Here is a 10626-nt window from a genome sequence, read left to right on the forward strand (position 1 = left end):
TCGCGCACCAAGATGCGTTCGTTGTCCATCACCAGCGTATTGACCTAAGCCAGCGTGAAGTAGGACGAGGTATCGGTGTCGTAGAGGCGGCGGTTGGGATACTTTTTGATGACCCGCACACCGTCGGACTGGGTGCTGCCGGCTGCGGCCTTGCTTTTTTGCACTGCTGGACTTTCAGAATGGAAATGCCTCAACCCCGTCGAAGCGATGGGCGAGCATCGCACATTCTAGGAATCGGGTTCAACGCCTGTCAGCATGGGTTTACCCTGTGCGGGCGCCTCGACCGCTATACGGCAATGATGCAGCGCCCAAAAGCAAAAAGGCCTGACAAATGTCAGGCCTGGGTGCATCGAAAGGTTTGGTAGGCGCGATTGGACTCGAACCAACGACCCCCACCATGTCAAGGTGGTGCTCTAACCAGCTGAGCTACGCGCCTACAAACTGTCCGAAGCCTTGAATTATAGCACCGTTTTTCGCTTCTTCTAAACGTGCACCAAATTCACTTGCGCCGGACCACGCGGACACCCGGCACATCACCCACCACAGACATGGCGCGGGCCACCTGGCGCGCGTCGGTCACTTCGATGGTGAAGGTCATCCAGGCCACTCCTTTGACCGACTGGGTCTGCACCCCGATCACATTCATCTTCTCGCGGGCAAACACATCGGAAATGTCGCGCAGCAGGCCTTGGCGGTCTTGCGCTTCCACCGCCACGTCCACCGGATACACCGAAGCCACTCCGTCGCGTGTGCCAGCGCCCTGCCCGCCCCACTGCACTTCGATCACCCGATCGGCGCTCTTGCGTTGCAGGTGCGCGAAGTCCCCGCAATCGCTGCGGTGGATGCTGACACCCTTGCCGCGGGTGACGAAACCACGGATGTCGTCGGGCGGCGCCGGTTTGCAGCACTTGGCCAGTTGGGTCATGAGCGAATCGACTCCCACCACCAGCACGCCACCATTGGCCGAAGCGCTGCTCTTGCGCGGCTTTTTCAGCCAGGGCAAGGGCTCATCGACCGCCTCAGGCTCTGGTGGACGCAGGTGGGTCTCGATCGCGCGCAGAGACAGCTCGTCTTTACCAACCTGCTCGAACAGCTCTTGCGCGGATGCCAGGCCCATCGCGCTGGCCAAGTCCTCGTGCTTGAGCGCGGTCTTGCCTTCGCGCTGCAGCAAGCGCTCCACCGCTTCACGCCCTTTGGCCATGGTCTCTTCCATCGCCAGCGCGTTGAACCATGCCCGCACCTTGCTCTTGGCGCGGTGGCTGACCAGGTAGCCCAGGTCGCTGTTGAGCCAGTCACGCGAAGGTCCACCCTCTTTCGCTGCAATCACCTCCACCGTCTGCCCGTTCTGCAGGGGTGTGTTGAGGGTGACCATCGCGCCATCGACGCGGGCACCGCGGCAGCGGTGTCCCAGGCTGGTGTGCACGGTGTAGGCAAAGTCCACCGCGGTGGCGCCCTGTGGCAACTCCACGATGGCCGCATCCGGCGTCAGCACATAGATGCGATCATCAAAAAGCCCCTGGGCGGTGCCGCTGAGGTCACGCTCCCAGGCCAGCAGCTGGCGCAACACGGCGATCTTGGCGTCGTACTCGGAGCTGGCGGACACGCCGGCGTACCCTTTGGCGCCCGCCTCTTTGTAGGCCCAGTGCGCCGCCACACCGTGCTCGGCGTGGTCGTGCATGGCCTGGGTGCGGATCTGGATTTCGAATGCCCGTCCTTGCTGGTCGCGCACCACGGTGTGCAGCGACTGGTAGCCATTGGGCTTGGGTTTGGCGATGTAGTCGTCGAACTCTTCGGCGATCGGAACGAAATGGGCGTGCACGTGGGCGAGCACGGTGTAGCAATCGTTGATCTCAGGCACCACCACCCGAAGGGCGCGGATGTCGAACACACGGTCAAATCCCAGCGACTTGCCACGCATCTTCTTGACGATGCTGTAGATGTGCTTGGGCCTGCCCTGCACCGACGCGTCGATCCCCTGCTGCTGCAGGTCGGATTGCAGCTGGTGTCGCACCTGCTCCACATGCGCCTCGCGCTCGGCGCGCTTTTCGTCCAGCAGTCGCGCCACTTCTTTGTAGGTCTGCGGCTCCAGGAAACGAAAGGCCAGGTCCTCCATCTCCCACTTGATCTGCCAGATCCCCAGGCGGTTGGCCAGCGGGGCGAAGACGTGCAGTGACTCGCTGGCGAGCGCCTGCCCGGGATCGCCCTTGGTGGCGGCAAAGAATCGCAAGGTCTGCAGCCGTGAGGTCAGGCGCAACATCACCACACGCAGATCGCGCGAGAAGGCCAGCAGCATCTTGCGCACGTTTTCGGTCTGGCTGGCGGCCAGCTCGGAAACGGGCGCCTTGGCTGCCGAAGGCGCCTGCAGCGCAGCCGCCACCGCGGCCTGGCGCTCTTCGTCTTTCTTGGCCTGCGCCTGGGCCGACTTGATGCGTGCCTGCCTTTGCAACTGCACCAGCTTGGTGGTCTCGATCGCCAGCGCGGCGAAGTGCTCGCCAAACGCCTTGGTGATCGTCTCCTGCGGTCGGCTCAGGTGCTGGCAGGCGTAGACCAGGTAAGCGGCCGCCTGCATGGCCTCGGAGCCACCGATGTCCTGCAAGATGCCCGCCACCGCATCGGCATGGGCAAGGATGTTCTCGCCGGTGTCCAACTGTTCGCAGGCCAGCAAGGGCTCAGCAAATGCCCGGGCGCGGCTCAAGGCTTGCGCCTGGTGCGGCAGGCTGTCGGACGTGGCGGCCACGATGGCCGAAGTGACCACCGGCGCCGGTGCCAATGCCTCGGAAGGAGCGGAAGGCGTGCGTTTCATCTCGGCCATTCACTCCGCCCAGAGGAAATCGCGCACCACGACCAACTGGTCGTCGCTCACCAGGGTGGGCGCGTGACCCACGCCGGCGAACTCCACGCAGCGCGCCTGCGGGCCACGCCGGGTCATCTGATCGGCCGTGTCGCGCGTGAGCAGGTCCGAGTCGGCCCCGCGCAGCAACAGGGTCGGCGAACGGATGGCGTCGTACAGCCCCCAGAGCGCCGCCTCACCCGCGCTCAGCGCCTCGCGAGAGGCAGCCTCATCCACCGCATCGGCCAGCGCCTTGAACGGTGTGGCGATTGCAGGGTCGTAGTGCAGCCACCACTTCCCGTCACGTTCGTGCAGCATGGGGCGCGAGAGCGCCGCCCACTGCTCGGGCGTGTGGGGCCCAAACCCAACTGAGATGGACGCCAGGTAATCGGTGGCGGCCTGCTCGGAATCGAACGACGGGTTCAGACCCACGTAGGAACCGATGCGCACCAGTGAAGACCACTGGATCACGGGCCCCACATCGTTGAGCACCAGGCGGCGGGGCGCCAGCGCGGGCTGCGCCGCGATCACCATGCCGATCAGCCCGCCCATGCTGGTGCCGACCCAGTCGATGATCGCGTCAGGCGCCTGGGCGCGCACCCAGGCGATCAGCTGCGCCAGATCGCTGGCATAGGTCGGCACCTGGTAGCCGGCCGGATCGGCCAGCCAGTCGCTATGCCCCCGCCCGACCACGTCCACCGCCAGCACGCGAGCGCGCGAGGTGAGCACCTGGGCCAGTACGTCAAAGTCGCGACCCTGGCGCGACAGGCCGTGCACGCAGATCACGACGCGACGCGGATCGGCTCCCGACCGCGCAGGCCAGTCCCAAAACGCCAGGCGCCGGGGGCCGCCGTCACGGGCCACCAGGCCCTGGACCGGCAGAAACTGAAGCTGTGGAGTCTGCATGCGCCGATCTGCCCTGAAGGTGTCCGTGATAATGGATTCCATGTCTTTCAACCAATCGTAATGGAACTGGAGGTTACCGATGCTCAAGAACAAAACCGCCCTCGTGACCGGCTCCACCAGCGGCATCGGCCTGGGCATTGCCAAGGCCCTGGCGCGTCAAGGGGCCAACATCGTGCTCAACGGCTTCGGTGACGCCGAAGGCCCGAAAGCCGAAGTGGCCGCGCTGGGCGTGCAGGTGGCTTACCACGGCGCCGACATGAGCAAGGTGTCCGAGATCGAAGACATGATGAAGTTCGCCGCCGCGCAGTTCGGCCAGGTGGACATCCTGGTCAACAACGCCGGCATCCAGCATGTGGCGCGGGTGGAGGATTTCCCGGTCGAGAAGTGGGACGCGATCATCGCCATCAACCTCAGCAGCGCGTTCCACGCCAGTCGCCTGGCGCTGCCGGCGATGCGCGCCGCCAACTGGGGCCGCATCATCAATGTGGCGTCGGTGCACGGGCTGGTCGGCTCGGCCGAGAAGTCGGCTTACGTGGCCGCCAAGCACGGCGTGGTGGGCCTGACCAAGGTCACCGCCTTGGAAAACGCGACCACGGGTGTCACCTGCAACGCCATTTGCCCGGGCTGGGTGCTCACGCCCCTGGTGCAAAAGCAGGTGGACGCCAAGGCAGCCGCACTGGGCCTGTCCAACGAAGACGCCAAGAAGCTGCTGCTGGGCGAAAAAGAGCCTTCGATGCAGTTCACCACCCCGGAAGAACTGGGCGAGCTGGCGGTGTTTTTCTGTTCGCCCGCGGGCAACAACGTGCGCGGCGTGGCCTGGAACATGGACGGCGGCTGGACCGCCCAGTAAACGGCACACCCTCAAAACAAAAAGGCCCGCGATGCGGGCCTTTTTGTTGGGTAACCGGAAGGGCTGTTCAGCGCAACTGGATCGCTCCAGACACTGTGACATTGACCGTGCTTTTGCCCGCCTCCACCGACACCGGCGCATCGGCCATGGCGGCTTTGGCCTGCATGGCCATGGCGCGCGGGTAGGGTTGACCGCCACCCTGGTCGGCCGAACTGATGGAGAGTTCGCGCAGCGTGTAGCCGGTGAAACCGAAGCCCTTGGCAACATCGTTCGCACGGGCCTTGAATCGCTCGATGGCCAGCGTCTGCACATCGGATTCCAGCTTCTGCTGCGCCTCACGGGACAGCGAAAAACCCACGTTCCCCAGGGTCAGGGACTGGATCTTGCCGGCCGTGGTGCTGATGCGCGCGAAATCGCGACCTTCGATCACCAGCTCGGTCGTGCCCTGCCAGCCATTGATCTTGCCGTTGCTGCCGTAGCGCGGGTACAGGCTGAACTGACCGGTGCGCACTTCCATCTGCTGCGGCTGGGCGGCCGGTTTGGCCAGGGCCAGTGCGGCGTCCAGCGCGGTCTTGAGCTGGGCCTGCACCGCCGCGGCGTCAGCGCCTTCTTTGGTGGTGTTCAGGCTCATGCTCAGCCAGTCTTGCGGCACTTCCAGAAAGCCGCTGGCGGAAATGTTGACGATGTTGGCGGGTTCTGGGGCCATGGGCGCGACCTGGGCCCATGCCGCGCCGCTGGTGCCAGCGGTGGCCAGGGCCATGAAGAGAGACAGGTGAGAGAAGAAGGAGCGCGATGCGATCGGGAGGGAAGCGGCAACGGTCGTGATCGGCATGGGCTATTTCTTGGTCGTTTCGTAGACGGATGGGTTGCGCAATTGCTCGCGCATGCGCTGGCGCTCCTCAGAGCTCAAACGGTAGGGTTTGTTGTCCGCGTCGTCAAAGGGTTGACGCAGGCTGTCGCGCAGGGTGGAGGCGCTGCGCGACTCGGCGTTGTCGACCGAGATGGGCAGCACGCTCACCGGTGCGTCGTCAGGCAACGGGTGCGCACGCTTGCCCTGCGCCAGCACCAGGGTGGGCAGCACAGCGAGCAAGAGGCAACCGGCGGACAGGTACGGCTTCATGGTGATGCGAAGTATGACGCGGACCCGCATTGTGTGTGTTGCCCTGCGGTAACCGCGACGCGAGTCGGGGCAACATTTGTAACACCGTGTCAGAACCACAAAAAACCAGTCGTGACAAGCACTTGCCGCTGCCACAATCGAGTTTGTTACATTTTCGGAGAGTTGCACGCATGCCACAAACCAATGCCCGCCCCAACAAGATTCTGGTCGTGGACGACGACGTGCGAATCCGCGACCTGCTGCGCCGCTACCTGATGCAGGAAGGCTTCGAGGTGATGCTGGCCGAAGATGGCAAAGCCCTCAACCGCGTGCTGCAGCGCGAATCGGTGGACCTGATCGTGCTGGACCTGATGATGCCGGGCGAAGACGGGCTGTCGATCTGCCGCCGCCTGCGCGCCAACGGCGACCGCACCCCCATCATCATGCTGACCGCCAAAAGCGAAGACGTGGACCGCATCGTGGGCCTGGAAGTCGGCGCCGACGACTACCTGGGCAAGCCGTTCAACCCGCGCGAGCTGTTGGCTCGCATCCACGCCGTGCTGCGCCGCCGCCCACCCACCGAGGTACCCGGGGCCCCTTCGCAGGACGCGGAAACCGTCACCTTTGGCCCGTTCGAATTCGACCTGAGCCTGCGCACCCTGCGCAAGGACGGTCAGGACCTGCCGCTGACCACCGGCGAGTTCGCCATGCTCAAGGCGCTGGTGCGCCACCCGCGCCAGCCGCTGTCGCGCGAAAAGCTGGCCCAGCTGGCCCGCGGTCGCGAGTTCGAGCCGTTTGACCGCAGCCTGGACGTGCAGGTCTCGCGTCTGCGCAAGCTGATCGAAGAAGACGCCGCATCGCCGCGCTACCTGCAGACGGTGTGGGGCGTGGGCTACGTGTTTGTGCCGGACGGCAACAGCTGATGAACGAGGAGTCGCGCGTCCCGTTTGAAACCCAGCCCACCGGGCTGGAGACGGCGCCCGCCCCGCTCGAGTCGCGCCCGCCGCGGGAAGTCAGCCTGTTCTGGCGCACGTTCTTTCTGCTGGCCATGCTGCTGCTCGGTTGCATCGTCGCCTGGCTGCAGACCTTCCGGGCGCTGGAGTTCGAGCCGCGCGTGCTGCAGAGCGCCCAGCAGCTGGCCTCGCTGGTCAACCTCAGCCGGGCCGCTCTGGTGCACTCGGACTCCATCGCGCGGGTGTCGCTGGTCAAGACCCTGGCGGACGAAGAAAGCGTGCGGATCGCGCCGCGCGAGCCGACCGACCAGTACCGCCTGTACGACACCGATTCGCTCAGCCGCAGCGTGAGCGAACGCCTGAGCGCACGGCTCGGCCCGGGCACCGTAGTGGCCCGTGAAGTCAATGGCACGCCCGGGCTGTGGATCGGATTCTCCATCGATGGCGACCCGTACTGGCTGCTGACCGACCCGTCACGGCTGGGCCTGGTGGCCGGCACCACCTGGCTGATCTGGCTGGGCACGGCGCTGGTGCTGTCGCTGACCGGCGCAGCGCTGATCGCGCGCCTGATCAACCGGCCGCTGAAAAACCTGTCGTTCGCGGCCAGCCGCCTGCGCGAGGGCGACTTCAACGCCAGCCAGCTGAGCGAAGCCGTGGCCACCAGCGAAATCCGCGAGGTCAACATCGGCGTCAACCGGATGGCGCAGCGCCTGTCCAAAATTGAACAGGACCGCGCCCTGATGCTGGCCGGCATTTCGCACGACCTGCGCACGCCGCTGGCACGCCTGCGGCTGGAAACCGAGATGAGCGTGGGCGATCCACAGGCACGCGAACACATGGCGGCCGACATCGAGCAGGTCAACGCCATCATCGACAAGTTCCTCGACTACGCCCGTCCGGACCACCTGGAGCCCGAGCGGGTGAGCCTGAACCAGGTCATCGAAGCGGCCACCTTCCCGGCCAGCCACGACCCCAACACCAGCGTCACCACCAGCATCCCGCCCGACACCATCGTCATGGGCGATGCAACCGAGCTGCAGCGCGTGTTCGCCAACCTGGTGGAAAACGCCCAGCGCTACGGGCGCGACCCGGTCACCGGCGTGGCGCGCATTGACATCGCCGCCAAGGCCAAAGACGACTGGGTGCTGATCAAGCTGCGCGACCACGGCACGGGCGTGAGCCCCGAGATGCTCACCCAGCTCACGCAACCCTTTTTCCGCGGCGACGCCTCACGCTCATCGGCCACCGGCACTGGGCTGGGGCTGGCGATCGTGGAGCGCGCCATCACGCGCATGGGTGGCCGCTTTGCGCTGGCCAACAGCAGCACCGGCGGCCTGGCGGCGCACATCAAGCTGCCGCGCGCCAAAGCCTGACAAGGTGGGAACCGGGGCGGGCTCAGCCCCGCCGCACCAGCAGCACCGCGGCGCGCGCCTCGATCGAGAGGCCCTGCCCCACCGGCCCCAACTTTTCGGCCGTCTTGGCCTTCACGTTCACCTGCTCGGTCGCCAGAGCCAGGGTGCGGGCAATGGCAGCGACCATGGCCGGGATGTGGAGCGCCAGCTTGGGCGCCTGGGCGATCACGGTGCTGTCCACGTTGCCGATGTCGTAGCCGGCCTCGCGCACGCGGCGCGCGGCTTCGGCCAGCAGCGCGCTGGAATCGGCGCCCTTGAAGTGGGCGTCGGTGTCGGGAAAGTGACGGCCAATGTCGCCCAGCGCCGCAGCACCCAGCAACGCGTCGGTGATGGCGTGCAGCAGCACGTCGGCGTCCGAATGACCGAGCAGGCCCATGCGGTGCGGCACGGTGACGCCGCCGATGATGAGCGGACGGCCGGGCACGAGGGCGTGCACGTCCCAGCCCTCACCGATGCGAAACGGAATGGTCGGTTGCGTCATGGGCGGGCTTTCAGGATGGCTTCGGCCAGAGCGAAGTCTTCGGGGTAGGTGACTTTGAAATTCTGCGCACTGCCCGGCACCAGGCGCGGCGCCTGACCGGCCAGTTCCATGGCGCTGGCTTCGTCGGTGATGCCGTCAAAGCCGCTGGCGGCGCGCGCCGCCAGGGCCGCCTGCAGGGCGCCGATGCGGAACATCTGTGGCGTCTGGGCCAGCCACTTGTCGCTGCGGTCCACCGTGGCCGAGACACGGCCATCGGTTTCAGATTTGAGTGTGTCGGGCAGCTTGAGCGCCAGCAAGCCGCCCACCGCATCGTCCAGACAGGCGTCGATCAGCGCATCGATCTGCGCCGGGGTGATGAGGCAGCGCGCCGCGTCGTGCACCAGCACCCAGTCTTGCGCGTGGGCGACGCCCTCCAGCAGGGCCTGCAGGCCGTTGAACACGCTCTGTGCCCGCGTGGCGCCGCCACAGCGCGCCAGTCGGGTCTGCGGGTCGTCCACGCTCAGGAAGCGGTCACCCGGGGACACCACCACCAGCACCTGCTCAATGCGAGCAACGGCATGGAAGGCCGCCAGCGTGTGCAGCACCAGCGGCACGCCCAGCAGCGGTTCGTACTGTTTGGGACCGGCCGTGCCAGCGCGAGAACCGGTGCCGGCGCAGGGCAGCAGCGCAAACAAACGGGCCGGTGGGTTCTGGGGGGATGGGGTCGGGGTATCGGTCATGGGCAAGCGCGCATTCTAGAATTGACCGCAAACACCCCCCTGCCGAGCCGGTTGGGGGGTGTTCGTCATTCCCTCCGCCACCCGAACGACCCGCGCCCATGGACCTGCCCAAGCTCAAACCCGGCCAACGCTTCCACCTGCCCCGCCCCGCCGGTGCGGCCGACTCGCTGCTGCTCGCGCAACTGGCGGCGCGGGAAAAGGCCGCCGGCCGACCCGTGGCCATCGTGACCGCCGATGCGACCGACGCGCAGCGCCTGATGGACGAAATGGCGTTCTTCGCGCCCGACCTGCGCTGCGCCCTGTTTCCCGACTGGGAAACCCTGCCCTACGACACCTTTTCGCCGCACCAGGACCTGATTTCCGAACGCCTGGCCACGCTCTGGCGCATCCAGCAGCGCGACAAGGACACCGGCGCTGACGTGGTGCTGGTGCCCGCCACAACCGCGCTGTACCGGCTGGCGCCGCCGTCCTTTCTGGCGGGCTACACCTTCCAGTTCAAGGTCAAGCAGAAACTGGACGAGGCCAAGCTCAAGGGCCAGCTCACGCTGGCGGGCTACAACCACGTCACGCAGGTGGTGAGCCCGGGCGAGTACGCGGTGCGCGGCGGCCTGATCGACCTCTTCCCCATGGGCTCGCAGGTGCCCTACCGGGTCGACCTGTTCGATGACGAGATCGACTCGATCCGCACCTTCGACCCCGACAGCCAGCGCAGCCTCTACCCCGTGCCCGAGGTGCGGCTGCTGCCCGGCCGCGAATTCCCGATGGACGAGGCGGCACGCGGGCGCTTTCGCAGCCGCTGGCGCGAACTGCTCGAAGGCGACCCGACCAAGAGCCGCATCTACAAGGACATGGGCAACGGTGTCGCCACCGCCGGCATCGAGTACTACCTCCCGCTGTTCTTTGAAGAAACCGCGACCGTTTTCGACTACCTCGGCGAACAGGCGACCGTGGTCTTGCACGGTGATCTGGAACCGGCCTTCCAGCGCTTCTGGCAGGACACACAGGACCGCTACCGCCTGGTCAAGGGCGACCCCGAGCGCCCCGCCCTGCCGCCCGAGAGCCTGTTCCTGTCGATGGAGCAGTTCTACGGCGAGGCCAATGCCCATGCGCAACTGGCGATCCGGCCGGCGGTGGAAGACATCGCCGACAACGCCTTCGCCCAAAAGCTGGGCGACCTGTCGGTGGTGCGCGGTGCCGAAGACCCGCTGGCCCGGCTGCAGGGCCACATCCGCAACACAGCGCACCGGGTCTTGCTCCTAGCCGAGAGCGACGGCCGGCGCGAGAGCCTGCTGGACTTCCTGCGCGCCAGCGGCCTGAACCCGCCGGCGTTTGATTCGCTGGCCGCGTTCCAGGCCAGCGACGAAAAGGTCGGCATC

Annotated in this window: 9 protein-coding genes, 1 tRNA gene and 2 pseudogenes; 4 read left to right on the forward strand and 8 right to left on the reverse strand. The window is 66.3% G+C overall.

All coding sequences use genetic code 11. From position 1 onward, the window contains the following. Positions 1-47: 47 nt before the first annotated feature. The 4 genes and pseudogenes from ACR2JA_RS07100 to ACR2JA_RS07115 all read right to left on the reverse strand — a co-directional run. Positions 48-164 (reverse strand): annotated as a pseudogene (locus tag ACR2JA_RS07100) (polyhydroxyalkanoate synthesis regulator DNA-binding domain-containing protein); the annotation flags it as partial. A 195-nt stretch (positions 165-359) separates the two neighbouring features. After that, a tRNA-Val gene (locus ACR2JA_RS07105) sits at positions 360-436 on the reverse strand. Positions 437-499: 63 nt separating this feature from the next. Next, positions 500-2803, reverse strand: coding sequence for a RelA/SpoT family protein (locus ACR2JA_RS07110; protein WP_434008402.1), 2304 nt, complete (start codon positions 2801-2803; stop codon positions 500-502). A gap of 9 nt (positions 2804-2812) precedes the next feature. Continuing rightward, positions 2813-3736 (reverse strand): alpha/beta fold hydrolase, encoded by a 924-nt coding sequence (locus ACR2JA_RS07115; RefSeq protein WP_434008403.1) that lies wholly within the window; start codon positions 3734-3736, stop codon positions 2813-2815. 79 nt (positions 3737-3815) lie between these two features. Here ACR2JA_RS07115 and ACR2JA_RS07120 point away from each other — a divergent pair, with 79 nt between their 5' ends. Beyond that, positions 3816-4586: a 3-hydroxybutyrate dehydrogenase gene (locus tag ACR2JA_RS07120; RefSeq protein ID WP_434008404.1), complete on the forward strand. Its 771-nt coding sequence runs from the start codon at positions 3816-3818 to the stop codon at positions 4584-4586. A gap of 67 nt (positions 4587-4653) precedes the next feature. On the opposite strand, the gene ACR2JA_RS07125 is transcribed toward ACR2JA_RS07120, so the two are convergent. Further along, positions 4654-5346: an SIMPL domain-containing protein gene (locus ACR2JA_RS07125; RefSeq protein WP_434008405.1), complete on the reverse strand. Its 693-nt coding sequence runs from the start codon at positions 5344-5346 to the stop codon at positions 4654-4656. A 75-nt stretch (positions 5347-5421) separates the two neighbouring features. Next, entirely contained in the window at positions 5422-5706 is a 285-nt protein-coding gene (locus ACR2JA_RS07130) for a hypothetical protein (RefSeq protein ID WP_434008406.1), read from the reverse strand. A 170-nt stretch (positions 5707-5876) separates the two neighbouring features. On the opposite strand from ACR2JA_RS07130, the gene ompR reads away from it, so the two are divergent. Together ompR and ACR2JA_RS07140 are read left to right on the forward strand one after the other, a co-directional pair. Next, on the forward strand, positions 5877-6608 hold the full coding sequence (gene ompR, locus ACR2JA_RS07135) for an osmolarity response regulator transcription factor OmpR (protein WP_434008407.1): 732 nt from the start codon (positions 5877-5879) through the stop codon (positions 6606-6608). Beyond that, positions 6608-8011, forward strand: a complete 1404-nt coding sequence (locus ACR2JA_RS07140) for an ATP-binding protein (protein ID WP_434008408.1) — start codon at positions 6608-6610, stop codon at positions 8009-8011. Before ompR ends, ACR2JA_RS07140 begins: the two co-directional genes overlap by 1 nt. Before the next feature lie 22 nt (positions 8012-8033). Here the strand turns inward: ACR2JA_RS07140 and ispF are convergent, their stop codons facing one another. Together ispF and ispD are read right to left on the reverse strand one after the other, a co-directional pair. After that, a complete protein-coding gene (gene ispF / locus ACR2JA_RS07145) occupies positions 8034-8531 on the reverse strand; it encodes a 2-C-methyl-D-erythritol 2,4-cyclodiphosphate synthase (protein ID WP_434008409.1) in 498 nt (165 codons plus the stop codon). Next, the gene (gene ispD / locus ACR2JA_RS07150; RefSeq protein WP_434008410.1) at positions 8528-9250 is read right to left on the reverse strand and encodes a 2-C-methyl-D-erythritol 4-phosphate cytidylyltransferase; all 723 of its coding nucleotides are present in this window, start codon (positions 9248-9250) and stop codon (positions 8528-8530) included. Before ispD ends, ispF begins: the two co-directional genes overlap by 4 nt. Positions 9251-9348: 98 nt before the next feature. On the opposite strand from ispD, the pseudogene ACR2JA_RS07155 reads away from it, so the two are divergent. Beyond that, positions 9349-10626, forward strand: a pseudogene (locus ACR2JA_RS07155) (transcription-repair coupling factor); the annotation flags it as partial.

The sequence above is a fragment of the Hydrogenophaga sp. genome (assembly GCF_051007235.1).
Lineage (GTDB): Bacteria > Pseudomonadota > Gammaproteobacteria > Burkholderiales > Burkholderiaceae_C > Hydrogenophaga.

What these genes read in the sequence shown, in the direction of transcription:
- ACR2JA_RS07110 (WP_434008402.1), bottom strand. Translation starts at nt 2,803, where the DNA reads ATGAAACGCACGCCTTCCGCTCCTTCCGAGGCATTGGCACCGGCGCCG.
- ACR2JA_RS07115 (WP_434008403.1), bottom strand. Translation starts at nt 3,736, where the DNA reads ATGCAGACTCCACAGCTTCAGTTTCTGCCGGTCCAGGGCCTGGTGGCC.
- ACR2JA_RS07120 (WP_434008404.1), top strand. Translation starts at nt 3,816, where the DNA reads ATGCTCAAGAACAAAACCGCCCTCGTGACCGGCTCCACCAGCGGCATC.
- ACR2JA_RS07125 (WP_434008405.1), bottom strand. Translation starts at nt 5,346, where the DNA reads ATGGCCCTGGCCACCGCTGGCACCAGCGGCGCGGCATGGGCCCAGGTC.
- ACR2JA_RS07130 (WP_434008406.1), bottom strand. Translation starts at nt 5,706, where the DNA reads ATGAAGCCGTACCTGTCCGCCGGTTGCCTCTTGCTCGCTGTGCTGCCC.
- ompR (WP_434008407.1), top strand. Translation starts at nt 5,877, where the DNA reads ATGCCACAAACCAATGCCCGCCCCAACAAGATTCTGGTCGTGGACGAC.
- ACR2JA_RS07140 (WP_434008408.1), top strand. Translation starts at nt 6,608, where the DNA reads ATGAACGAGGAGTCGCGCGTCCCGTTTGAAACCCAGCCCACCGGGCTG.
- ispF (WP_434008409.1), bottom strand. Translation starts at nt 8,531, where the DNA reads ATGACGCAACCGACCATTCCGTTTCGCATCGGTGAGGGCTGGGACGTG.
- ispD (WP_434008410.1), bottom strand. Translation starts at nt 9,250, where the DNA reads ATGACCGATACCCCGACCCCATCCCCCCAGAACCCACCGGCCCGTTTG.